This window comes from Bradyrhizobium sp. USDA 4502 (assembly GCF_054063355.1).
In genome coordinates this window covers 2822088-2845216 of sequence record NZ_JBSSGF010000001.1, presented here as the reverse complement: position 1 = coordinate 2845216, position 23129 = coordinate 2822088, and the positions used below count along the sequence as shown (strand labels likewise).

19 protein-coding genes and 1 pseudogene are annotated in these 23129 nt (G+C 64.8%); 4 read left to right on the top strand and 16 right to left on the bottom strand.

Annotation, left to right across the window (positions count from 1 at the left end; all coding sequences use genetic code 11):
* Window positions 1-455 precede the first annotated feature (455 nt).
* Window positions 456-833, top strand: coding sequence for a response regulator (locus tag ACVW1B_RS12915; RefSeq protein ID WP_026192734.1), 378 nt, complete (start codon window positions 456-458; stop codon window positions 831-833).
* A 108-nt stretch (window positions 834-941) separates the two neighbouring features.
* Here ACVW1B_RS12915 and surE read toward each other — a convergent pair whose 3' ends face one another.
* From surE to ACVW1B_RS12855, 12 genes and pseudogenes are all read right to left on the bottom strand, one after another.
* Window positions 942-1709: a 5'/3'-nucleotidase SurE gene (surE, locus tag ACVW1B_RS12910; protein ID WP_456821637.1), complete on the bottom strand. Its 768-nt coding sequence runs from the start codon at window positions 1707-1709 to the stop codon at window positions 942-944.
* 79 nt (window positions 1710-1788) lie between these two features.
* Window positions 1789-2847, bottom strand: coding sequence for a hypothetical protein (locus ACVW1B_RS12905; RefSeq protein WP_456792187.1), 1059 nt, complete (start codon window positions 2845-2847; stop codon window positions 1789-1791).
* 15 nt (window positions 2848-2862) lie between these two features.
* Window positions 2863-4194, bottom strand: a complete 1332-nt coding sequence (gene serS / locus ACVW1B_RS12900; RefSeq protein WP_253608701.1) for a serine--tRNA ligase — start codon at window positions 4192-4194, stop codon at window positions 2863-2865.
* Window positions 4195-4398: 204 nt separating this feature from the next.
* Entirely contained in the window at window positions 4399-5205 is an 807-nt protein-coding gene (tatC, locus tag ACVW1B_RS12895; RefSeq protein ID WP_028342074.1) for a twin-arginine translocase subunit TatC, read from the bottom strand.
* Window positions 5202-5744: a Sec-independent protein translocase protein TatB gene (tatB, locus tag ACVW1B_RS12890; protein WP_456780604.1), complete on the bottom strand. Its 543-nt coding sequence runs from the start codon at window positions 5742-5744 to the stop codon at window positions 5202-5204. The genes tatC and tatB overlap by 4 nt, the downstream gene beginning before the upstream one ends.
* Window positions 5745-5904: 160 nt before the next feature.
* Window positions 5905-6138: a twin-arginine translocase TatA/TatE family subunit gene (locus ACVW1B_RS12885; protein WP_028332136.1), complete on the bottom strand. Its 234-nt coding sequence runs from the start codon at window positions 6136-6138 to the stop codon at window positions 5905-5907.
* A 162-nt stretch (window positions 6139-6300) separates the two neighbouring features.
* Window positions 6301-7185 (bottom strand): annotated as a pseudogene (gene scpB / locus ACVW1B_RS12880) (SMC-Scp complex subunit ScpB); the annotation flags it as partial.
* Between the two features lie 22 nt (window positions 7186-7207).
* Window positions 7208-8029 carry a segregation and condensation protein A gene (locus ACVW1B_RS12875; RefSeq protein WP_050420355.1) on the bottom strand — a complete coding sequence of 274 codons (822 nt, stop codon included), beginning with the start codon at window positions 8027-8029 and terminating at the stop codon, window positions 7208-7210.
* Window positions 8026-9048 (bottom strand): beta-N-acetylhexosaminidase, encoded by a 1023-nt coding sequence (gene nagZ / locus ACVW1B_RS12870; RefSeq protein ID WP_253608703.1) that lies wholly within the window; start codon window positions 9046-9048, stop codon window positions 8026-8028. The genes ACVW1B_RS12875 and nagZ overlap by 4 nt, the downstream gene beginning before the upstream one ends.
* Window positions 9049-9094: 46 nt before the next feature.
* Complete coding sequence (locus tag ACVW1B_RS12865) at window positions 9095-10561, bottom strand: SPOR domain-containing protein (protein WP_253608704.1); 1467 nt, start codon at window positions 10559-10561, stop codon at window positions 9095-9097.
* 118 nt (window positions 10562-10679) lie between these two features.
* A complete protein-coding gene (gene argS, locus ACVW1B_RS12860; RefSeq protein ID WP_456780605.1) occupies window positions 10680-12476 on the bottom strand; it encodes an arginine--tRNA ligase in 1797 nt (598 codons plus the stop codon).
* Window positions 12477-12485: 9 nt separating this feature from the next.
* Window positions 12486-13694 carry a deoxyguanosinetriphosphate triphosphohydrolase gene (locus ACVW1B_RS12855; RefSeq protein WP_141340440.1) on the bottom strand — a complete coding sequence of 403 codons (1209 nt, stop codon included), beginning with the start codon at window positions 13692-13694 and terminating at the stop codon, window positions 12486-12488.
* A gap of 138 nt (window positions 13695-13832) precedes the next feature.
* Between ACVW1B_RS12855 and erpA the strand changes: the two genes are divergently transcribed.
* Window positions 13833-14162, top strand: a complete 330-nt coding sequence (gene erpA / locus ACVW1B_RS12850) for an iron-sulfur cluster insertion protein ErpA (RefSeq protein WP_016846874.1) — start codon at window positions 13833-13835, stop codon at window positions 14160-14162.
* Window positions 14163-14225: 63 nt separating this feature from the next.
* On the opposite strand, the gene ACVW1B_RS12845 is transcribed toward erpA, so the two are convergent.
* Together ACVW1B_RS12845 and ACVW1B_RS12840 are read right to left on the bottom strand one after the other, a co-directional pair.
* Window positions 14226-17354 carry an efflux RND transporter permease subunit gene (locus tag ACVW1B_RS12845; protein ID WP_253608707.1) on the bottom strand — a complete coding sequence of 1043 codons (3129 nt, stop codon included), beginning with the start codon at window positions 17352-17354 and terminating at the stop codon, window positions 14226-14228.
* A gap of 3 nt (window positions 17355-17357) precedes the next feature.
* Entirely contained in the window at window positions 17358-18491 is a 1134-nt protein-coding gene (locus ACVW1B_RS12840; protein WP_456821636.1) for an efflux RND transporter periplasmic adaptor subunit, read from the bottom strand.
* Between the two features lie 236 nt (window positions 18492-18727).
* On the opposite strand from ACVW1B_RS12840, the gene ACVW1B_RS12835 reads away from it, so the two are divergent.
* Both ACVW1B_RS12835 and xth read left to right on the top strand, forming a co-directional pair.
* Window positions 18728-19153 carry a GNAT family N-acetyltransferase gene (locus ACVW1B_RS12835; protein ID WP_456780607.1) on the top strand — a complete coding sequence of 142 codons (426 nt, stop codon included), beginning with the start codon at window positions 18728-18730 and terminating at the stop codon, window positions 19151-19153.
* 45 nt (window positions 19154-19198) lie between these two features.
* Window positions 19199-19996 carry an exodeoxyribonuclease III gene (gene xth / locus ACVW1B_RS12830; protein WP_253608709.1) on the top strand — a complete coding sequence of 266 codons (798 nt, stop codon included), beginning with the start codon at window positions 19199-19201 and terminating at the stop codon, window positions 19994-19996.
* 21 nt (window positions 19997-20017) lie between these two features.
* On the opposite strand, the gene ACVW1B_RS12825 is transcribed toward xth, so the two are convergent.
* Window positions 20018-20854, bottom strand: a complete 837-nt coding sequence (locus ACVW1B_RS12825; RefSeq protein WP_026192730.1) for a tetratricopeptide repeat protein — start codon at window positions 20852-20854, stop codon at window positions 20018-20020.
* Window positions 20841-22565 carry a dihydroxy-acid dehydratase gene (ilvD, locus tag ACVW1B_RS12820; RefSeq protein ID WP_253608710.1) on the bottom strand — a complete coding sequence of 575 codons (1725 nt, stop codon included), beginning with the start codon at window positions 22563-22565 and terminating at the stop codon, window positions 20841-20843. The genes ACVW1B_RS12825 and ilvD overlap by 14 nt, the downstream gene beginning before the upstream one ends.
* Window positions 22566-23129: the final 564 nt, after the last annotated feature.

The window sequence follows — 23129 nt, the reverse complement described above, 5'->3', positions numbered from 1 at the left end:
TCACGAACTTCGCATTCATAAAGCACACTAGAATCATAAGTTTGCTAGTGTCCTTATCGAATCCGAAGTTCGCTCCGAAGGTGCGGCAAATGATGCGAACTTCGGATTCGGGACACTAGATGCCATTGAAATCCGAAATACCGCGTTAAGGAAAAATTTCCCGTCGCGTTTTGTTCCCGGCCAGGAACCATCGCCAGATTTGGCATTGGCGCCGGCCCGGCCCCCTCACATATAATCGGCGGCGATGCGCAGTTAACGTCTGGGTGGCGCAGATCAGGGCGCTCGTAGGGCCAACACACCTCGTTGGCTGTTGGGCAAATCTTGCGCAGCAAAGCCCGCCAGCGCGATGCGGAAAACGCTGTGGCGCGCCGGAAAAGGACCAATTCCCGAACGTTTGCATTGCGCGCTGTAATGTTATTTGCGAGCCTGATTCAGGGAAGGGCAAGGATTCCATCATGACAGCGATACGGCCGGCGGGCTGTTCAGTTTTCCTCGTAGAGGACGAGGTCATGATCCGGATGATGGTCGCCGATATGCTGGAGGAACTCGGCCATAGCGTTGCGGCCGAGGCCGGCGAGATCGGCGAAGCGGTCAAGCTTGCGCAATCGACCGAATTCGACCTCGCGATCCTCGACGTCAACGTCAATGGCAAGGTGATCACCCCGGTCGCCGAACTGATCAACGCCCGCAACCGCCCCTTCATCTTCGCGACCGGCTATGGCTCGTCCGGCCTGCCTCCGGAGTATCGCGACCGTCCGGCGCTGCAAAAGCCCTTCCAACTGGAAACGCTGGCCCAAGTGATCTCCAGCGCGATGAAGGGCGCGCCGGTCTAGCCGCAAGTTGCGCACGTAGCCCGGATGGAGCGAAGCGTAATCCGGGGACTTCACAATACGGGTCCCGGATTTCGCTTCGCTCCATCCGGGCTACAGATTCCCCGAGGATTACTTCAGCGTATCAATCAGCGTTTCCGAAAATGCTTCATCGGTGCGGTCGAGCCGCAGCGGTGTGACCGAGACGTAGCGCGCCGCAAGCGCGGCGAGATCGGTGCCTTCGGCCGGCGCATCCATCATCGCCGCGCGCTCGAAGCCGATCCAGAAATATGGATTGCCGCGTCCGTCGTGACGGCGATCGATCTTCAGGAACCCCTGATTGCGCTTGCCCTGCCGCGTGATCCGGATGCCCTTCACGTCATCGGGCATGCAGGACGGGAAGTTGACGTTGATGACGGTGTTTCTGGCGACGCCGGCGCCGATCACCTTGCGAATGATGTCGGGCCCGAATTTCAACGCGGTGTCCCACAGCGGCGCGTTGCGCGTCTCAATCGAGAATTCCTGCGACAGCGCGAATGACGGAAAGCCCAGAATGGTGCCTTCGAGCGCGCCGGCGATGGTGCCGGAATAGACCACGTCCTCGGCGACGTTGCGGCCCTTGTTGACGCCGCTCAGCACGAGATCGGGCAGCTTGTCTCCGAGAATGTGGCGCGCGCCCATGATGACGCAATCGGTCGGCGTGCCGCGCACCGCGAAGTGACGCGGGCTGACCTCGCGCAGACGCAGCGGATCGTTGAGCGACAGCGAATGCGAGACGCCGGACTGATCGAGCTCGGGGGCAACGATCCAGACGTCGTCGGACAACGCGCGTGCGATCTGCTCGACGACCTGCAGGCCTGGAGCATGGATGCCGTCATCATTGGTGCAGAGAATTCGCATCCGTCAAAGTGCCTTTTGTTCCGATTCGGCGCGGGTATCTTACGCTGCGGCTTCTTGAGTTGACTGCCGTCTTAACCGGCTAGGGCCGCGGAGGCAAACCTGGCGATGGCCCGCGCCATCGTGCCGACGTCACGCGCCATGGACGGACAAATCGCGCGCTGCCGGCGATCTTGCGCTCGAACACCGGCCAGGCTGCTCTGGCCGGCCGCCGAACAACCGCAATCACGGGCGTTGGCCGCGGCGCCTCTGGCACTTTGACCCGTGGGGTCTGACGCAGTTCGGCCCCGAGACCTCGGGACGCGACAGCTTCCGACCTTGGAGGCTCGGGCCTGGCAGGTTCAGGCTTGGCAGGTTCAGGCTTTGCTTCAACCTTGGGAGCTTCAGATTTGAGAGCTTCAACCTTGGGAGCTTCAACCTTGGGCGGCTCAACCCTCCGAGCTTCCGGCCTGGCCGGCTCAAGAGCAATTGGTGCGGTTTGGCGAGGCTCGGGCTCGGGAGGCTTCGGAAGCTCCGACGTGGGGAGCTCGGACTTCTTGATGGGATCGGCCGTGATGGAATCGGCCTTGATGGGATCAGCTTTGGCGGGCGCGGTCGTGAGCGACTCGGCCTTCGGAATTTCAAACGCGCGAGGCTCAGCCCTGGACGGTTCGGGGGCGACCCAAGCCGCTTGGGGGAGCTCGGACCTCGCCGGCTCGACCTTCCGAGGCTCAACCCTGAGCGGTTCGGGTTTGGGCGGCACCGGAGCGAGCGCTTCGCCCAGCGCCGTCGCAGCGGATTTCGATTTCAGCCTGGCCAGCAGCTCCTCGATCGAGGGCACCGATGTCGCGTCAAGCGGCGCGCGCGGCGCGGCCGGCGGCGTCGCCCGGACCGGCGGTGGCGGCGACCCAATCGGTGCAGGTGGTGGCGGCAGATCTGCCGGCGCCAATTGGGCGAACTTGCCGCGCGCGATCTCCAGCGCCTTGTCGAAGTCGGGCCTGTCGATCCAGGCCTTCGATTGCACCTCGGTCACGCGCGCGTCCCACAGGCGCGCGGCCTCGATGTCGTAATAGCCCATCTGCTTCTGATTGATCAGCTGCAGACCGTGGCCCGTGACGGCCCATTGTCGACCTAGCCAGTGGATGTCACGGTGCAGCGGCATCACACTGGCCTCGCCTCACATGCCGTGCTCGATGACCTTGAGCCCGCCCATATAGGGCTGCAGCACATCGGGCACCGCGATCGAACCATCTTGCTGCTGATAGGTCTCCATGACGGCGATCAGAGCGCGCCCGACCGCCGTGCCGGAGCCATTCAGCGTATGCACGAAGCGCGGCTTGCCGTCGGGGCCGCGATAGCGCGCGTCCATGCGACGGGCCTGGAAATCGCCGCATACCGAGCAGCTCGAAATCTCGCGATAAGCGCCGCCGTCGCCCTGCCCCGGCATCCACACCTCGATGTCGTAGGTCTTCTGCGCGGAGAAGCCCATGTCGCCGGCGCACAGCGTCATCACGCGATAATGCAGGTCGAGCTTCTGCAGCACCTGCTCGGCGCAGGACAGCATGCGCTCGAGCTCATCCTTGCCGGCTTCCGGCGTCGTGATCGACACCAGCTCCACCTTTGTGAACTGGTGCTGGCGGATCATGCCGCGCGTATCGCGTCCCGCCGCGCCGGCTTCGGCACGGAAGCACGGCGTCAGCGCGGTGAGCCGCATCGGCAGCTCCTTCTCGTCGAGGATGGATTCGCGCGCGAGGTTGGTCAGCGAGACTTCCGCGGTCGGGATCAGGCCGAGGCGCTCGCTGCGCAGATCGGCATTCGGCGACGCGAGCAATTCGCCCTTGATCGCCCAGAACTGGTCGTCCTCGAATTTCGGCAACTGACCGGTGCCGAACATCACGGCGTCGCGCACCAGCAGCGGCGGATTAATCTCGGTATAGCCATGCTCGCCGGTGTGCAGGTCGAGCATGAACTGTCCGATCGCACGCTCGAGCCGCGCCAGGCCCTTCTTCAGCACGACGAAGCGTGCGCCGGACAGTTTCGCCGCCGCCTCGAAATCCATATAGCCGAGCGCGGTGCCGAGATCGTCATGCAGCTTCGGCGCAAAGCCGTAGTCGCGCTTCTTCCCGTACACGTGGTGCTCGACATTGCCGTACTCGTCGGTGCCGTCGGGCACCTCGTCGAGCGGCAGGTTCGGAATCGACGACAGCTCTTTGGTCAGCTCGTCATCGGACGATTTCGCCGCCAGCTCGAGCTCCGGCATCGTGGTCTTCAGCTCGGCGACTTCAGCCATCAGCTTGGCCGCGCGCGCCTCGTCCTTCGCCTTCTTGGCCTCGCCGATCTCCTTCGAGGCCGCATTGCGCCGCGCCTGGGCCTGCTCCGACGCCAGGATCGCCGCCCGTCGCTTCTCGTCGATCGCCAGCAGCGACGGCGACAGGGCCTCTAGCCCGCGGCGCTTCAGGCCGGCGTCGAAGGCTGTCGGGTTGTCGCGGATCGCTTTGATGTCGTGCATGGGTCAGTCCTGGCAGGCTATGCGTAAGCAACCAACCATTGCGTTGGCAAACTACGGCTATGTAGTTCCACTATCACGACCCTCATCGTCAGCGAAAGCGGGTGATCCGGTATTCCAGAGACGTCGGCGTGTCACCGGGAAGCCGCAGCGTACTGGATACCCCGCTTTCGCGGGGTATGACACCGACTGTGAGGTGAAATCACCCTACTCGGCCGGATTGGTCGCCGACGGCGCCCCGGACGAGGCGGTCGAGGTCGCGGCCTTCTTCTCCACGATCCGGACCGCGATGATGGCGCCCTCGTAGAGCGCGAGCAGCGGGATCGCGAGCGAGGCCTGGCTCAGCACGTCGGGCGGTGTCAGCACGGCGGCGATGATGAAGGCGATCACGATGAAGTAGCGCCGCTTCTCCTTCAGCATCTTCGAGGTGACGATGCCGATGCGGCCGAGCAGCGTCAGGATCACCGGCAGCTGGAACGCGATGCCGAAGGCGAAGATCAGCGACATCATCAGCGAAAGATATTCGCCGACCTTGGGCAGCAGCTGGATCTGCGCGGTCTCCGCGCCGCCGGCCTGCTGCATGCCGAGCGAGAATCGCACCAGCATCGGCAGCACGACGAAATAGACCAGCGCCGCGCCCATCACGAAGAACACCGGAGTGGCGATCAGGTATGGCAGGAACGCGTTGCGCTCATGACGGTAGAGACCGGGCGCGACGAATTTGTAGATCTGGGTGGCGACGATCGGAAACGAGATGAACCCAGCGCCGAACAATGCGAGCTTCAGCTGGGTGATGAAATATTCCAGCAGCGCGGTGTAGATGAACTTCGAATTCTCCGGCCCCGCGATCCAGACGAACGGCCAGACCAGCACGTTGTAGATCTGCTTGGCGAAGAAGAAGCAGATGATGAAGGCCACGCCGAAGCCGAGCAGCGCCTTGATCAGCCGCGAGCGCAGCTCGATCAGGTGATCCATCAAGGGGGCCTTGCTGGCCTCGATGTCTTCGGCGCTCATGACGCCCTCGCGTCCTTGCGCACATCGGGCTGCGCCGGCGTCACGTCCTGCGGCGACGGCTCGGCCTTCACCTCATTGGTGATCGCGAGCGGCTCGCTGGCGGCAGCATGCGCCTCGGCCTCGACGAAGGTTTCCGGCGTCGGCTCGGCAGGAGTCGTGGGCGTCACCGGTGCGTCACTTGACGTCACAAGTGCGTCGCTCGACGTCACCGGTGCGTCGATCGCGGACGCGACCTGCGCATCGACCGGCTTGTCGATCTGCAGGGCGTCGCTGACGTCCTTCTGCAGCGAAGTCATGATGTTGCCGCTGGTGATGCCGGTTGCGGCCTCCTTGACCTCGTCAAAGCTCTTCTTGAGGTCGGCCATCTCGGCCTCGCGCATGGCTTCCTGGAACTGGCCCTGGAATTCGGAGGCCATCTTGCGGGCCTTGCCCATCCATTGCCCGACCATGCGCAGCACGCCCGGCAGTTCTTTCGGGCCGATGGCGATCAGCGCGACGACCGCGATGACGACCAGTTCACTCCACCCGATATCGAACATGAATTCTTCCGCCTAAGCGCGCCGCCATCGGCCCCATCGCTCCCATCAGGATCTGGGGCTGCCGGCGCCTTTTCTCACTCGGCGTCCATAGCGCGTCTCTGCGACGGCGTCACCGTTTCGCGCAAGAAAAAACGTCGAAATATGCGTCAGTACAAGCGCGTTAGACGGCCTTGCTGCCGACGTCCTGGCGCGCGGCCGACGGCGCCGCATTGTGATCGATCGACTTCGTGGGCTCGGTCTTCTCGGCGACCTTGTCGTCGTCCTGCATGCCCTTCTTGAAGGCCTTGATGCCCTGGGCGACGTCACCCATCAGATCAGAAATCTTGCCGCGTCCGAACAGCAGCAGGACCACTGCGATCACGACGATCCAGTGCCAAATGCTCAACGAACCCATCCTGCAACCCTCCAGAAATGGCCGGCGGACCGGCCTGAACTTTGCCGGAAGGTAGGCCCGCGGGGTGTCAAAAACAAGGACCTCGGCCGCGGCAAATCGCTGTCGCGGCTACGTAATATTGCTAGCCTTAACCGGGAATATTCAGGCTTATTCGCCCTTGTCCTCGGTGTCGGCGTCATCACCCGCGTGGTCGGCGCGGTCTTCCGGCTCGCCCGCGTCGGGTTCGGCCGCATCCGCGTCAGAGGCAACGTCCGCCTCGACCTCGACCTGAGCGGTCGTTTCGACCTCGGCAGTCCCAACCTCATCGGTCGTTTCTGCGTCGGCTTTCGGTTCCTCGGCTTCCGGCTCGACGGCCGGCGCCAGCAGCAGTTCCAGCGTATCACCCGGCTCGAGCGGCTCCTCGTCCTCCCGCAGCGTCGCGTCATCCGACGGCGACGGAACGGAAAATCCGGTCGGCAGACGCGAGTCGAGCAGACCCGTGCCCTTCAGCTCCTCGAGCCCCGGCAGGTCGCCGAGCGCTTCCAGGCTGAACTGCGACAGGAACGCGTCGGTGGTTCCGAAGGTGAGCGGACGGCCCGGCGTCTTGCGGCGGCCGCGCGGGCGGATCCAGCCGGTCTCGAGCAGCACGTCGATCGTGCCCTTCGACGTGACCACGCCGCGAATCTCTTCGATCTCGGCGCGAGTCACCGGCTGGTGATAGGCGACGATCGCCAGCACCTCGATCGCGGCACGCGACAGCTTCCGGGTTTCGGTGCTCTCGCGCGTCATCAGCCACGACAGATCGCCGGCGGTGCGGAACGTCCACTTGTTGGCGACACGCACCAGATTGACGCCGCGCGGCGCGTATTCCGCCTGCAGCTGCGCGAGCGCCGCCTTGACGTCGACGCCGTCGGGCATCCGCTTTGCCAGCGTTGCCTGATCGATCGGCTCGGCCGATGCAAACAACAGGGCTTCCAGGAGCCGCAATTCCTCAGGACGCGCCACCGGATCCATAGGAGAAACCTCCTCCTCGGGCTCTTCTCTGCGCACTTCCGCCAAGCTTGCCATGGGCTTGCTCTCCTTCTTCCACTTACTCAACCGACAGGTCCGGCGCTGCCATTGCGGCCTGCGCTTGACGCTTTCGGAAATAGATCGGCGCGAACGCCTGCTTCTGGTTGATCTCCATCTCGCCCTCGCGAACCAGCTCGAGGGCGGCAGCGAAGCTCGATGCGAACACCGTCGCCTTCTGGGTGGGATCGGCGACGTAATTCATCAGATACTCGTCGAGGCAGCTCCAGTCCTCGGCGATGCCGACCAGCCGCTCCAGCGACGCACGCGCTTCGGCCAGCGACCATACGGTACGCTTTTGCAGATGAACCGTCGTCAGCACGCGCGACTGGCGCTGCGTGGCGTAGGCCGACAGCAGGTCGTACAGGGTCGCGGTGAACTTCGGATGCTTGATCTCGGCGATCGATTCCGGATTGCCGCGCGGAAAGATATCGCGCTGGAACTGGGGCCGGTTCATCAGCCGGTTCGCCGCCTCGCGGATCGCCTCCAGCCGGCGCAACCGGTTGGCGAGCGCGGTCGCCATTTCCTCGGCGCTCGGCCCCTCCGCGCTCGGCGGCTCGGGCAGCAGGAGCCGCGACTTCAGGAACGCCAGCCACGCCGCCATCACCAGATAGTCGGCCGCAAGCTCGAGGCGAATCTTGCGGGCAGCCTCGATGAACGAAAGATACTGGTCGGCAAGCGCAAGGATCGAGATCTTCGACAGGTCGACCTTCTGCTGCCGCGCCAGCGTCAACAGCAGGTCGAGCGGGCCCTCATAGCCCTCGACGTCGACCACCAGCGCCGGTTCGCCCTCGGCGAGGTCGGCCGGCCGCCCGGTATCAAACGAAAGAATTTCAGCGGTCATGCCGTCCCTACCCGATCCAACAACGCATCCAGTTCAGCCCGTGCCGCCTGCCGGTCGAGCGGCTGAGGCGGCTTGCGCGCGGCGAGCGTCGCCTTGGCGCGCTCAAGCGCCTTGCCGGTCAGTTCCGGCGTTTCGCGTGCGACCTCGCGCATCTCGTCAATATTGCCGTTGCAGTGCAGAACCATGTCGCAACCGGCGGTGACGATGGCGCGGGTCCGCTCGGCAATCGATCCGGCCAGAGCATTCATCGACACGTCATCACTCATCAACAAACCCTGGAACCCGATCAGGCCGCGAATCACCTGTTCGACGATTGTCGCAGAAGTCGTCGCCGGATGGACGGGGTCGAGCGCGCTAAACACAACATGTGCAGTCATGGCCATCGGCAGATCGGCAAGCGGCTGGAACGCAGCAAAATCGGTCCGTTCCAGCTCGGCCTTGGCGGTATCGACCGTCGGAAGCCGGAAATGGCTGTCCGCGGTGGCCCGGCCATGGCCGGGAATATGCTTGAGAACCGGCAATACCCCGCCCTGTTCCAGCCCGTCCGTGACCGCCTGGGCGATCGCCGCGACCTTGCCGGGTTCAGTTCCATAGGCCCGGTTGCCGATCACCGCATCCGCCCCGGCCACGGGAACGTCGGCCAAAGGCAGGCAATCGACAGTGATTCCGAGGTCGGTCAGATCGGCCGCAATCAGCCGTGAGCTGAGCCGGGCTGCCGCAAGCCCGAGCTTCGGATCGATGTCGTAGAGCGCCCCAAAGCTCGCGCCCGGCGGATAGGCCGGCCAATGCGGCGGACCAAGCCGCTGCACCCGCCCGCCTTCCTGGTCGATCAGGACCGGAGCATCGGAAACGCCGACTGCGGACCGGAGTTCCCCAACAAGAGCCGCCACTTGGGCAGGACTCTCGATGTTGCGCTTGAACAGGATGAAGCCCCATGGCCGCTCGGCGCGAATGAATTCGCGCTCGGCGTCGTTGAGGATCAGCCCGGATATGCCCGTGATGAATGCGCGGTTCGTCATTCGGCCGATTAGGCCGTATGCAGCTCACGGGTCAAGGAAACGGCCTTTAATTTCTTTGGATGAGGCACTGCGGTCCACCCGCCGACATCAGGCTCTTGCACACTTGGCTCGCCTCTTCCGAGGACGCGAACGGGCCCGCGAAGGCGCGGTAGTAGACGCCTTTCTCTCCGAGATCGACGCGCTTCACCACCAAGGGCTGCGAACCGAGCACGTTGCGATACTTGCCCTGCAGCGTCCGGTACGACGCCTGGGCGTCCGCCTCGTTCTTCTGCGAGGAGACCTGGACCAGATATCCGCCGCCCCCAACCGGAGCCGCCGAGGTCGAGGCCACCCGGGTCGGAGGTGCGGCCGGAGCCGCCTCAGCCTGGCCGGGAACAAGCGACATTGGCGAGTTGACGCTGGCGTTGGCCGCAGCCGGGTTGCCGCGCGACACCGGAGACTTCGCCGCCGCCGGAGGTTTCGCCGGCACGGTTGCGGTGGCCTGCGTGCCATCGGGCGTATCGCCCTTGACTGAAAGCGTGCGGACCTTGCGCGGCTCGTTGTTCGGCAACGTGCCGTTCGCGGTGATCGGCGCCGGCGCCGGCTGTGCCGTCTGCACGCTGGCGGGCGGCGGTGGATTCGCATTGGCGTTCAGCGGCGGAAACACGACGCGCGGTCCGGCGGTCTTCGAATTGACGTCGACCGGCGTCTCTTCGCGCGAAACGATCTTCTCGGTGCCGTCGCCCGTCGCCATGCGGTCCGGCGTCTTGGCCGGCGCGTCGGCCTGGGCCGGGATCACCTTGGTCGGCGTGTTGTCAGCCTTGATGATCGGCGGCTCACCGCTGCGGGGCGAGCCGACATAGGTCCGGTAGGCATACGCGCCACCGACACCGAACACGCCGAGCGCCAGCACCGCGGCGACCGTTATCAGGCCGCTGCGCCGCCGACGGGGCTCGGGTTCTTCCTCGTAGGCCTCCTCATAGGCATAGGGATCGTCCGGATAGGCGGGATCGCGCTGCAGGTCCTGCTCGCCGGCTTCCAGCTGGCCGTAGAGCGCGTCGTCATAGCGCGACGGATCCTGACTCTGACTGCCACTCTGATAGCGCGGCTCCTCGTCAAATGCCTCCGGCTGCCGAGGGGCCTCGACCGGCCGATACTGCGCCACCGGCGCGGGCGCGGGCTGCGCCTGCTGAGCCGCGTAGCGATGCAACGGATGCACCGGCTTCGGCTGGTAGTCCTGCTCGGGCTCTTCGTCTTCGATGTTCTGCACGGGAGGCGGAGCGACAGCCTCCTGCCGCGCGCGCTGCATCCAGGGCGGCGGGCCCGCGGGCGGCGCATCCTCGTCCGCGGCCTGCGGCTCGTATTGTTGCGGCCGCGCGTTGGCGCGCGACTGCAGCGGTCGCGGCGGCGGCTTGTTGGCGGAGCCGAAGGGATCCGTCTGGCCGATCAGCCGTGCCAGTTCGGCAAGCGGATCGCTGTCGGCCTTGGAAGCCGTGTCGGCGGGAAAATGTCGGTCCTGATATCGATCAGCCATTGTGATGATGCATCCCCTTCGGGACAGCGCCAAGATCGCCGGCACAGCCGGTCCGTACGAGTTGGCCTCTGCCAGATGCCCTCACAAATCCCCACTCGTGAGGGCCTAATGCCCCTGCCTACCGCATCTCGGTCGGAGCGTGGACGCCTAGAACAGCTAAGCCCGATGCCAGAACCGAGACGACGCCCTGAACCATTGCCAGTCGCGCCCTCGTGATCTCTGCATCATTATTGATAATGAAGCGTAAATAGGGCAAATCGCGCCCCTTGGTCCAAAGCGCATGAAATTCACTGGCCAAATCATAGAGATAAAAAGCGATTCGGTGCGGCTCATGCGCCACCGCCGCAGCCTCGATCATCCGCGGATAAAGCGCAAGCCGCTTGAGCAGCTCGAGCTCGGCCGGGTCGGTCAGCCGCTCGACCGTAACATTACGGAGATAGGCCAGCCGGGCCTCATCGGTCTCGGGCAGATCGGAAACCGCTTCCTCCCGCGCGTTGCGGAAGATCGAATGGCCGCGGGCGTGGCCGTACTGGACGTAGAAGACCGCGTTGTCCTTTGACTGCTCGATCACCTTGGCGAGGTCGAAATCGAGCACCGCGTCGTTCTTGCGGAACAACATCATGAATCGGACAGCGTCGGAGCCGACCTCGTCGACCACCTCGCGCAGCGTGACGAATTCGCCGGACCGCTTCGACATCTTCACCGGCTCGCCGTCGCGCAACAGCTTCACGAGCTGCACGATCTTGACGTCGAGCACAGCCTTGCCCGCGGTCACCGCCTTCACGGCGGCCTGCATGCGCTTGATGTAGCCACCATGATCGGCGCCGAACACGTCGATCAGATTGGTGAAGCCACGCTCGAATTTGTAGCGGTGGTTGGCGATGTCGGATGCGAAGTAGGTGTAGGAGCCGTCCGACTTGATCAGCGGACGATCGACGTCGTCGCCATAGGCGGTGGCGCGGAACAGCGACTGCTCGCGGTCCTCGTAGTCCTCGACCGGCTTGCCCTTCGGGGGCGGCAGGCGGCCCTCGTAGATGTCGCCCTTGGCGCGCAGGAAATCGATGGTCTCGGCGACCTTGTTGTTGCCTGACGTGATAAGCGAGCGCTCGGAGAAGAACACGTCGTGATGGATATTGAGCGCGGCGAGATCGCCCTTGATCATCTCCATCATCATCGCGATCGCCTTGTCGCGCACGATCGGAAGCCACTCGGCTTCGCTCATGTCGAGCAGCTTCTCGCCATATTCCTCGGCGAGCGCCTCGCCGACCGGCACGAGGTAATCGCCGGGATAGAGCCCTTCCGGGATCGCGCCGATGTCCTGGCCCAGCGCCTCGCGGTAGCGCAGGAACGCCGAGCGCGCGAGCACGTCGACCTGGGCGCCGGCATCGTTGATGTAATACTCGCGGCAGACGTCGAAGCCGGCGAACTGCAGCAGGCTGCACAGAGCGTCGCCGAACACGGCGCCGCGGCAATGGCCGACATGCATCGGTCCGGTCGGGTTGGCCGAGACATATTCGACATTGACCTTCTCGGCCTTGCCGATGTCGCTGCGCCCGTAAGCCGAGCCGGCGGCCAGCACGGCACGCAGCGCGTCCGCCCAGACCTGCGGCTTCAAGGTCAGGTTGATGAAGCCGGGCCCGGCGACATCGACCGAGGCCACCAGCGCATCGGCGCGCAGCCGGTCGGCGATCTTGTCGGCGAGCTCGCGCGGCTTGGCCTTGGCATCCTTGGCGAGCACCATCGCGGCATTGGTCGCCATGTCGCCATGGCTGGCGTCGCGCGGCGGCTCCACCACGACGCGGGACAGATCGATGCCGGCGGGCCAATTGTCCTCGGTTGCGAGCGCGGCACAGATCGCGTGCACGCGCGTCAGCATGTCGGCAAAAAGGTGTGGTGAAGCAGTGGTGTCGGCCATGGCAGGGCGCTAACGCAAATCCGGGGTCGAGTCAAAAAGCCTTTGGTGCTCGATCAGGGCGAAACGGTCGGTCATCCCGGCAATGAAATTGCCGATCCGCCTGTTCCGAGCGCTCCCGGTCTCCTGCACGCTGCCCTCGATCCATTCCGCCGGCAGGTCTTCCGGCGATTGCTGGTAGCGCTCGAACAGATTGCGGACCACCTCCTCGGCCTCCCCCATCACCAGCATCACCCGCTTGTGGCGATACATCCGCCGGAACAGGAACGCCTTGATCGCCGCCTCCTGCTCCGCCACCTCGGACGGAAACGCGATCAGCGGGGTATTGTGGTGGCGCACGTCATGGGCCGATTGCGGCTGCGCGGCCGCGAGGCGCCGGCTCGCCTCGTTGAAGACCGCGCTGATGAAGTGTGAGATCAGCTCACGCACCAGTTCGGCGCCGCGCCGGACCTCGTCGAGCCCGGGATAGTGGCGGTCGATCTCGGCGATGATCTCAGCGGTCAGCGGCATCTCCTTGAGGTCGTCGACCGCGAACAGACCGGCACGCAGGCCGTCATCGATATCGTGCGCGTCGTAGGCGATGTCGTCGGCGAAGGCCGCGATCTGCGCCTCGAGCGAGGCATAGCTCCAGAGCTCGAGGTCGTGGCCCTTGTTGTAGTCGGCAATTCCGATCGGGATTCCACTCACCAGGTAGCGGCCGGCGGGTGCGCCACCGCGCTCGGTCAGCGGACCGTTGTGCTTGACGATCCCCTCGAGCGATTCCCAGGTCAGGTTCAGCCCGCCGAATTCGGGGTAGCGATGCTCCAGCGAGGTGACGACCCGCAGCGCCTGCGCATTATGGTCGAAGCCGCCGTCATCCCTGAGGCATTCGTCGAGCGCCCGCTCCCCGGCATGGCCGAACGGCGGATGGCCGAGGTCATGCGCCAGCGCCAGCGTCTCGGTCAGGTCCTCGTCGACCCCAAGTTGGCGGGCCAGCGCCCGGGCGATCTGCGCGACCTCCAGCGAATGGGTCAGCCGCGTGCGGTAGTGATCGCCTTCGTGGAAGACGAAGACCTGGGTCTTGTGCTTGAGGCGGCGGAACGCGGTGGAATGGATCACCCGGTCGCAGTCGCGCCGAAACGGGCTCCGGGTCCGGCTCGGCGGCTCCGCGACCAGCCGGCCGCGGCTGCGATCGGGGTCGCAGGCATAAGGCGCGCGGGGGGCAGCCATTCCGACCGACACTGTATTTTAGTCCTTATCCATTTGATTCCATGGTCCGACGCACTTAACTATGACTGAGGCGGCCGACCAAATGAATTGGGGATGACGCCGGGCCTGATCCGGATCAGATCATGCTCAAATAGGGTTTCGGAGACCGACATGACTGCTGCCATTACCGTCAGCGAACGGGCCGCCCGCCGTATCGGGCAGATCCTCAGCAAGGAAGGCGAAGGCGCCAAGCTGCGCATTTCGGTCGAGGGCGGCGGCTGCTCCGGTTTCCAGTACAAGTTCGACGTCGAGCGCACCCAGGCCGATGACGACCTCGTGATCGAGCGCGACAGCGCGGTGGTGCTGATCGATCCCGCCTCGGTCCCGTTCCTCGCAGGCTCGGAGGTCGACTTCGTCGACGACCTGATCGGCGCCTCGTTCCGCGTCGTCAATCCCAACGCCACCGCCTCCTGCGGCTGCGGCACCAGCTTCTCGATCTAACGCTTCGCGATCCCGAGCGGTTTCTCCCGGCGAGCCGGTTTCCGGCTCGCGCCGAACGCTCGGCTATTCCGCCGCGACCACCTGCGGCCGTTCGACGTCGCCGCCTGCCTCCGCCTGCGGGTCGAGCTTGCGGCGCAGCCTGCGGTCGATGCGGTCGAGATAGATGTAGATCACGGGCGTGATGAACAGCGTCAGCAGCTGCGACACGCAGAGGCCGCCGACCACGGCGACGCCGAGCGGTTGACGCAGTTCGGCGCCGGCACCCGCGCCGAGCGCGATCGGCAGCGTGCCGAAGATCGCCGCGAACGTCGTCATCATGATCGGACGGAAGCGCAGCAGTGCCGCCTCGCGGATCGCGTGCTCGGCGCTGAGGCCGACGCGGCGACGCTCCAGCGCGAAGTCGACCATCATGATCGCATTCTTCTTGACGATGCCGACCAGCATCACGATGCCGATCATCGCAATCACAGACAGCTCCATCCCGAACATCATCAGCGTCAGGATCGCGCCGATACCGGCCGACGGCAGGCCGGAGATGATGGTGATCGGGTGGATGAAGCTCTCGTAGAGAATGCCGAGGATCACGAAGGCTGCGAACACCGCGGCGAGGATCAGCACGCCCTGCCCGCGCAGCGAATCCTGGAACACCTGCGCGGTGCCGGAGAAGCCGGTCACAATCGTCGGCGGCAAATTCGCGGTCTGCTCGAGTTCGGTGATCTTGTCGACCGCGTAGCCGAGTGAGGTGCCCGGCGCGAGGTTGAACGAGATCGTCACCGCCGGCTGCTGGCCCTGGTGGTTGATCTGCAACGGCCCGACCGTCGGCACCAGCCTCGCCACCGCATCCAGCGGAATGGTCTGGTTGTTCGCGGTCTTCATGTAGAGCTTCGAGAGGTCGGACGGATCGACGCGGAACTGCGGCTGCACCTCGAGGATGATCTGGTAGTCATTCGACGGCATGTAGATGGTGCCGACCTGCCGCGCGCCATAGGCGTTGTAGAGCTGGTTGCGGACCTGATCCACGGTGACGCCGTAGACCGCCGCCTTCTCGCGGTCGATGTCGACCGTCATCTGCGGGTTCTTGATGTAGAGGTCGGTGGTAACGTCGAGCAAGCCCGGGATCTTCTCGATCTTGTCGCGCATCTCGGGCGCCAGCCGGTACAGCGCCTCGGTATCGCCGCTCTGCATCACATACTGATACTGGCTCTTCGAGATGCGGCCGCCGATGCTGAGGTTCTGGATGCTCTGGAAGAACGCCTGCATGCCCGGGATCTCGCGCGCCTTCTGCCGCAGACGGCCGATCACCACGGTGGCGTTGTCACGCATCTTCTGCGGCTTCAGCGCGATGAACAGACGGCCGTAATTCGCCGTCGGATTGGGACCGCCGGAGCCGACCGTAGAGTTGATGTACTCTATCGCCGGATCGGTCCGCAGCACCTCGACCAGCGCCTGCTGGCGCACCTTCATCGCCTCGAACGAGGTGTCGGTCGCAGCCTCCGTCACGCCGATCAGAAAGCCGGTGTCCTCCTGCGGGAAGAAGCCCTTCGGCACGATCATGTAGAGGTAGATGGTGCCGCCCAGCGTAGCCAGCGTCACCACCAGCATCAGGGCCTTCTTGGCCAGCACCCAATCCAGCGCCCATTCATAGGCCCGCAGCCAGGCCTCGAACATCGCCTCGAACGCCCGCAGCACGACGTTCGGCCGCTTGGTCGCGTCATGCGTGCGCAGCACGCGGGCGCACAGCATCGGCGTCAAGGTCAGCGACACGAAGCCGGACACGATGATGGCGACCGAGATCGTCACCGCGAATTCGCGGAACACGCGGCCGACGATGCCGCCCATCAGCAGCACCGGGATGAACACGGCGATCAGCGAGAAGGTGATCGAGATGATCGTGAAGCCGATCTCGCGGGCGCCCTTCAGCGCCGCCTCGAACGGCTTCATGCCGTGCTCGATATGGCGGACGATGTTCTCCAGCATGACGATGGCGTCGTCGACCACGAAGCCGACCGAGAGCGTCAGCGCCAGCAGCGTCATGTTGTTGATGGAGTAGTCCAGCGCGTACATCGCCGCGCAGGTGCCGAACAGCGAGATCGGCACCGCGAGCGCCGGGATGAAGGTCGCGGACGCCGAGCGCAGGAACAGGAAGATCACGAGGATCACGAGCCCGATCGCGATCAGCAGGGTCTCCTCGACGTCGCTGACCGCCTGGCGGATCGAGACCGAACGGTCCATCATGACCTGCATGGTCACCGAGGGCGGGATCGCGGCGCGCAGCGCCGGCAGCTTGGCCAGCACGGCGTCGACCACCGCCACGGTGTTGGCGTCGGGCTGCTTCTGGATCGCGAGCACGATCGCCCGCTCGTCGTTCATCCAGGTCGCGATCTTGTCGTTCTCGACGCTGTCATAGACCTTGGCGATCTCGTCGAGCCGGACCGGCGAGCCGTTGCGCCAGGCGACATAGATCTGGCGGTAGTCGGCCGCCTTGTCCATCTGGCCGGAGGCCTGCAGCGCGACGTCCTGCTTGGGGCCATTCAAGGTACCGACCGGCGTCGACGAATTGGCGCGCGACACCGCGGCGCGGATATCCTCCATCGAGACGCCGCGCGCGGCGGCGGCCTCCGGATCGGCCTGAACGCGGATGGCGAATTTCTGCGCGCCGTAGATCAAGACCTGGGCGACGCCCGGCAGCTGCGACAGTGCCTGCCCGATCGTGATGTCGCCGTATTCGTTGACGCTCGACAGCGGCAGCGTCGCCGAGCCGAGCGAGACGAACAGCACCGGGAAGTCCGCCGGGTTCACCTTCCGGAAGCTCGGCGGGATCGTCATCTCGATCGGCAGCCGTCGTTGCGCGATCGTCAACGCGGTCTGCACGTCGAGCGCGGCGGCATCGATGTTGCGGTTGAGGTCGAACTGGATGGTGATGACGCTCGTGCCCTGCGAGGAGTTCGAGGACATCGAGGAGATGCCGGCAATGGTCGAGAGCTGGCGCTCGATGATGCCGGCGACCGAGGCCGCCATGGTGTCGGCGCTGGCGCCGGGCAGGGTCGCGGTCACCGCGATGGTCGGGAAGTCCACCTTGGGCAGCGCCGAGACCGGCAGCAGGCGGAAGCCGAACACGCCGAATGCGATGATCGACGCCGTGATCAGCGTCGTCATGACCGGGCGGCGGATGCAAAGCTCGGAGAGCGTCATCGGTCAGGCTCCGGCCTTGCGCGCCCGCAGTTCAACCCGCGATCCCTCCGAGAGCAGCAGCTGGCCGTCGACGACGACGCTTTCATCGCCCGCCAATCCGTCTGAGATCACCGAGCTGCCCTGGAAGGTGCGATCGACCTTGACCGGCCGGACCTTGGCAACGCCGTCCTTGACGACGAAGACGAAATTGCCGTTCTGGCTGCGCTGCACCGCGACCGTCGGCACCACGACCGCGTCTTCGCTGCGGATGATCAGCTTGGTCTGCACGATGGTGCCGGGCCAGAACGTCTCGCTCTCGTTGTTCATGATGCCGCGCACGGTCACCATGCCGGTGGTCGCGTCGACGGCGTTCTCCACCATCGCGACCTTGCCGCGCTCGGAGCGCTGGTGGCCGGGAATGGTCGCGATCACCTTTGAATCGCCCTTCCCCATGGCGTCGCGCAGATCGACCAGCGCCCGCTGCGGAATCGCGAAGGTGACGTAGACCGGTGCCATCTGGTTGATGACCGCGAGCGGCTGGGTGTCGGCGGGGCGGACGAAGTTGCCGACCTTGACGTTGGCGGCGCTGATCCGTCCCGCGAATGGTGCGCGGATGACGGTGTAGCTCTTCTGGACGCGGAGGTTCTCAAGCGCGAACCGGTCGGCCTTGATGGTGCCGATCAGGACGTCGGACTGGGTCTTGGCGTTGTCGAGGTTGACTTGGGTGGTCGCCCCCTTGCCGACCAGTTCGGTGTAGCGGCGGAGGTCGCGCTGCGCGCCCTCGAGCTGGGCCTGGTCGCGGGCCAGGACGCCCTCGGCCTGCTCGATCTGCGCGTCGATCTGGCGCGCGTCGAGCGTGAACAGCAGGTCGCCTTCATTGACCCTGGCGCCGTCCTCGAAATGCACCGAGACGATGGTGGTCTCCAGCCGTGACTTCAGCGCCACGCTGGAGATCGGCGTGACCTGTCCGATGGCATCGACATCGACCGGAACCGATTTGCGTTCCGCCTTGGCGAGATCCACGGACACTACGCGCGGCCGCGCCGTCCCTTGCGCGGTGGCGGCGCCGCCACCCATCCATGAAGTGCGGGTCATGTAAGCCGCCCCGGCCGCAATGCCGAGAACAGCGACAGTCAGAACCAAATTGCGTTTTTTCATAAGTTTTGCACGTGCGCCGCCAGCTTCCCTTGAAGGCCGGTGCGCGTCGTCACTCCCCCGTCGGCAATTGTTGCGCCTTGTTTCCTGAGAGGGTTAGCACAGGCGGACCGCCCATGGTATGCCACCTAAGTGAAATAGTGCGGCTTCAATCCGGTGATTTGCATGCGCATCGCCGGACGTTTTGAGTAACCGGGCCGCATCCGTTCTGCTTCATTGAGCTTTCGAATCGCGACCTTATGTCCACCTCCGTCCTTGTCTGCCCCTGGGAAGAAGCTCGCGAACGCTCCCGTGCCATCCGCTACAGCGTCTTCGTCGAGGAACAGCGGGTGCCGGTAGAACTGGAATGGGACGACATGGACGCATCGAGCTGGCATGCGCCGGCGTTCGCCGACGACGGTGCGCCCTTGGCCACGGGCCGGCTGCTGCCGGACGGTCATATCGGCCGCATGGCCGTGCTCAAAGCGGCGCGCGGCACAGGCGTAGGCGCCCGCGTGCTGGACGCGCTGATGGCCAAGGCGGCCGAACTCGGCTATCCGGAACTGATCCTCAACGCGCAGACGCACGCGGAGCCGTTCTACGCGCGCGTCGGCTTCGAGCGGATCGGCGCGGAATTCGAGGAGGCCGGCATCCCGCACATCGAGATGCGGAAGCGCTTGGTCTAAGCGGGGCGGCGCTCGGTCACGTTCCCCCACAATGAAGGAAGTCCGATGGCAGTTCGCATCGCTACGTGGAACGTCAACTCGGTCCGGCAACGGATCGAGCTTCTGGTCAGCTGGCTGAAGGAGTGCTCCCCCGACATCGTCTGTCTGCAGGAGATCAAATGCGTCGATGATGCGTTTCCCCGCCTCGAGGTCGAGGCGCTCGGGTACAATGTCGTCACGCACGGCCAGAAGACCTTCAACGGCGTCGCGCTGCTGTCGAAGCTGCCGTTCGACGAGACCAAATCGGGCCTCGCCGGCGACGACGAGGACGCCCATGCCCGCTTCCTCGAAGGCGTCGTCACGCTGAAGCAGGGCGTGATCCGGGTCGCGTGCCTTTACCTGCCCAATGGCAACCCCGCCAATACCGACAAATATCCGTACAAGCTCAAGTGGATGTCGCGGCTTTTTGAGTATTCGAAGGAGCGGCTTAGGGCCGAGGAGCCGTTGATCCTGGCCGGCGACTTCAACGTCATCCCGGCCGCGCGCGACGTCTACAATCCCGCCGCCTGGGCCGATGACGCCCTGTTCCGCCCCGCCACCCGCGAGGCCTTCCAGTCGCTGCTCGGCCTCGGCCTGACCGACGCGCTGCGGGCGGTCAATGACGAGCCGGGCCAGTACACCTTCTGGGACTACCAGGCCGGCGCCTGGCAGAAGAACTGGGGCCTGCGCATCGACCACCTGTTGATGTCGGCACAAGCGAGCGACCGGCTGATCGACGTCGGCATCGACAGCTATGTCCGGGCCTGGGAGAAGCCGTCCGACCACGTCCCGGTCTGGGCCGATCTCGATTTCGAGATCGCCTGACCCCGCCGGCCGGCCGGAAGTTCAATCCCGGCGGCCCTGCACCCAGTGCTCGAGCATCTGCAGCGCCATCGCGCGATCGTCCTCGGAGGCCTTGGCGATCGCCCGGTTGTAGCTTTCCTTGATCCAGGCCTCATCCGGCGTCGCGCTGTCGCGCGCCAGCGTCAGCCACATCAGGCCGCGTGCCCGCTGCGGCGGCAGGCGGTCGCCGTTGAACAGCATCTGGCCGAGCAGCGCCTGCGCCTGATGCTGGCCCTTCTGGGCGGCAAGGCCGAGCCAGCGCGCGCCGTAGCGGAAGTCGTCCCGCGAGGCGTCCGGCGTCTTCAGGTAGAGCCGGGCAAGATCATACTGGGCGTCGGCATTGCCGAAATAGGATGCGGCATAGGAGAACATCTCCCGCGCCCGCTCGGTGTCCGCCTTGACCTTGGAATTGGGAATGCCGCTCAGATAGTAGCGGCCGAGCGCGACGAAGGCGTTGGCCACGATCGAGGCCTGCGGCGCCGACGGGGAATCCTCGGCATGCGCATTGGCGATCCGGCTGAAATACTCGAAGGCGCGCATGTCGTCCTGGATGACGCCGTCGCCCTCGGCGTACATCTTGCCGAGCTTCCACTGCGCCACGGGGTGGCCGCCTTCGGCCTGGTACTGCAGCGTGCTGAACGACGAGGTCGGCGAGGTCGCCGCAGGCGCCACCGGGGTGGCGGCCCGTTTCAGCGCGCCGGCGGTCCCCGGCTGCGGGGAAACCACAGGAAGAACCGTATCTTGTGGGTTGACCGGGGCGCCGTCGAATCCGAATCCGGGGCCCGCCACCGGGATGGCCCCTAACGCAAACGCCAATATCGTACGCCTAAACGTCCGCATAACACTGTTTCTCGTACGCGCCACCCGGATGGGTGACTGCGCCATCCACCGCCGGCCCCACTTGCTCGGCGTACTTCCACAGCGCACCAGATGTATGGTTCGTCGCGCGAGGGGCCCATTTGGTCTTACGATTTGCGAGTTCGGCGTCGCTCAAATTTACGTTAAGGGTGCCGGAGACCGCATCGATCTCGATGATGTCGCCGTCTTGCAACAACCCGATCGGCCCGCCGACGGCCGCTTCAGGTCCAATATGTCCGATGCAGAAGCCACGGGTGGCGCCGGAGAACCGGCCATCGGTGATCAGGGCGATCTTGCCGCCCATCCCCTGCCCGGTCAGTGCCGCCGTGGTCGCCAGCATCTCCCGCATGCCGGGACCGCCCTTCGGCCCCTCATAGCGGATCACGATCACCTCGCCTTCCCTGTAGGTGCGCTTCTGCACCGCCTCGAAGGCGTCTTCCTCGCGGTCGAAGCACCGGGCCGGACCGGTAAACCTCAGGTTGGACATTCCCGCGACCTTCACGATCGCACCCTCCGGAGCGAGATTACCCTTTAGCCCGACAACGCCACCCGTCACGGTGATCGGATTGTCGGCGGGCCGCACCACATCCTGGTGCGGATTCCATTTCACGCTTTTGAGGTTTTCGGCGATCGTTCGGCCAGTGACGGTCAGGCAATTCCCGTGCAGGTGGCCATTGTCGAGCAGCGTCTTCATCAGCAGCGGAATGCCACCTACTTCAAACATGTCTTTGGCAACATAACGGCCGCCCGGCTTCAAATCCGCGACGTAAGGAGTCTTTTTGAAGATTTCGGCAACGTCGAACAAATTGAATTTAATGCCGCACTCATGGGCGATCGCCGGCAGGTGCAGCGCAGCATTGGTCGAACCACCTGAGGCTGCAACCACGGCCGCAGCATTTTCAAGGGCTTCGCGGGTGACGATGTCGCGGGGCCGGATGTTTTTCTCGATCAGCTCCATCACCTTCTCGCCGGCGGCGGCGCAGAAGGAGTCGCGGATCTCGTAGGGCGCCGGAGCCCCGGCGGAATACGGGAGCGCGAGTCCGATCGCCTCGGAGACGGTCGCCATGGTGTTGGCGGTGAACTGGGCGCCGCAGGCGCCGGCCGACGGGCACGCCACCCGCTCGATCTCGTCGAGGTCCTCGTCCGACATGGCGCCGACCGAGTGCTTGCCAACCGCCTCGAACATGTCCTGGACGGTGACCGGCTGGCCGCGGAAGTTGCCGGGCAGGATCGAGCCGCCATAGATGAAGATCGACGGAACATTGAGGCGGACCATCGCCATCATCATGCCCGGCAGCGACTTGTCGCAGCCGGCGAGCCCGACCAGCGCGTCATAGGAGTGGCCGCGGACCGTCAGTTCGACCGAATCGGCGATGCATTCGCGCGACGGCAGCGACGAGCGCATGCCGTCATGACCCATCGCGATCCCGTCGGTGACGGTGATGGTGCAGAACTCGCGCGGCGTGCCGCCGGCCGAGGCCACGCCCTTCTTCACCGCCTGCGCCTGGCGCATCAGCGAGATGTTGCAGGGAGCGGCTTCATTCCAACATGAAGCAACGCCGACAAAGGGTTGATGAATCTGGGCTGTCGTCAGCCCCATCGCATAAAGATAGGACCGGTGCGGTGCGCGCTCGGGGCCCTCCGTCACGTGACGGCTGGGCAGCCTGCCCTTGATGTTCGTCTTGGCGTCCATCGCGACCCTGTTCCCGGCGCTCTTTCCTCCATCAACGCCGGAACCCGAAAAAATGTCCCGTCGTCGGAGCGCTGGCTATTCAGCTACGTGAATATCCTTTCATGTCGGGGTGTGGCTAAAAAGCGGCGCGAGTGCGGACCGGGTGCTTTTAAGGTTAAATGTTCAAGCACCGTTGCAACATCGCAACAATCGTGGCCGCCAGGCAACCATGTATTATCAGTCCTTATAGGAACCAGACGCGGGCCCGACCACATAGCCGATAGATTGCCGCCTTGTGATGGAACCCGCTGGAGTAGCGGGAAAGGCCAGCCCCTGCTCACGGATTCAACTGTCAAACAGCGTATTCGGTGTCATCACCCGCGTGCGCGTGCGAGTGATCCAGTATTCGAGAGGCGCCAGTTGCTGAGCCGAGAGGACACGTCCTCCGCCGTCGTCCCGGCGAAGGCCGGGACCCATACTCCGCAGCGGGTGTTATGGATGGTACTCGTCGTTCCACCGATGCGCAGCGATGTCATCCAATTCGCGGTGACGCGATGGGCGTATCGCTTCAGCCTTCGCTCTTCG

What these genes read in the sequence shown, in the direction of transcription:
- ACVW1B_RS12885 (WP_028332136.1), bottom strand. Translation starts at nt 6,138, where the DNA reads ATGGGTTCGTTGAGCATTTGGCACTGGATCGTCGTGATCGCAGTGGTC.
- ACVW1B_RS12845 (WP_253608707.1), bottom strand. Translation starts at nt 17,354, where the DNA reads ATGACGCTCTCCGAGCTTTGCATCCGCCGCCCGGTCATGACGACGCTG.
- ACVW1B_RS12835 (WP_456780607.1), top strand. Translation starts at nt 18,728, where the DNA reads ATGTCCACCTCCGTCCTTGTCTGCCCCTGGGAAGAAGCTCGCGAACGC.
- ACVW1B_RS12865 (WP_253608704.1), bottom strand. Translation starts at nt 10,561, where the DNA reads ATGGCTGATCGATATCAGGACCGACATTTTCCCGCCGACACGGCTTCC.
- ACVW1B_RS12825 (WP_026192730.1), bottom strand. Translation starts at nt 20,854, where the DNA reads ATGCGGACGTTTAGGCGTACGATATTGGCGTTTGCGTTAGGGGCCATC.
- surE (WP_456821637.1), bottom strand. Translation starts at nt 1,709, where the DNA reads ATGCGAATTCTCTGCACCAATGATGACGGCATCCATGCTCCAGGCCTG.
- serS (WP_253608701.1), bottom strand. Translation starts at nt 4,194, where the DNA reads ATGCACGACATCAAAGCGATCCGCGACAACCCGACAGCCTTCGACGCC.
- ilvD (WP_253608710.1), bottom strand. Translation starts at nt 22,565, where the DNA reads ATGGACGCCAAGACGAACATCAAGGGCAGGCTGCCCAGCCGTCACGTG.
- tatC (WP_028342074.1), bottom strand. Translation starts at nt 5,205, where the DNA reads ATGAGCGCCGAAGACATCGAGGCCAGCAAGGCCCCCTTGATGGATCAC.
- ACVW1B_RS12915 (WP_026192734.1), top strand. Translation starts at nt 456, where the DNA reads ATGACAGCGATACGGCCGGCGGGCTGTTCAGTTTTCCTCGTAGAGGAC.
- erpA (WP_016846874.1), top strand. Translation starts at nt 13,833, where the DNA reads ATGACTGCTGCCATTACCGTCAGCGAACGGGCCGCCCGCCGTATCGGG.
- tatB (WP_456780604.1), bottom strand. Translation starts at nt 5,744, where the DNA reads ATGTTCGATATCGGGTGGAGTGAACTGGTCGTCATCGCGGTCGTCGCG.
- nagZ (WP_253608703.1), bottom strand. Translation starts at nt 9,048, where the DNA reads ATGACGAACCGCGCATTCATCACGGGCATATCCGGGCTGATCCTCAAC.
- argS (WP_456780605.1), bottom strand. Translation starts at nt 12,476, where the DNA reads ATGGCCGACACCACTGCTTCACCACACCTTTTTGCCGACATGCTGACG.
- ACVW1B_RS12905 (WP_456792187.1), bottom strand. Translation starts at nt 2,847, where the DNA reads ATGCCGCTGCACCGTGACATCCACTGGCTAGGTCGACAATGGGCCGTC.
- ACVW1B_RS12840 (WP_456821636.1), bottom strand. Translation starts at nt 18,491, where the DNA reads ATGAAAAAACGCAATTTGGTTCTGACTGTCGCTGTTCTCGGCATTGCG.
- ACVW1B_RS12875 (WP_050420355.1), bottom strand. Translation starts at nt 8,029, where the DNA reads ATGACCGCTGAAATTCTTTCGTTTGATACCGGGCGGCCGGCCGACCTC.
- xth (WP_253608709.1), top strand. Translation starts at nt 19,199, where the DNA reads ATGGCAGTTCGCATCGCTACGTGGAACGTCAACTCGGTCCGGCAACGG.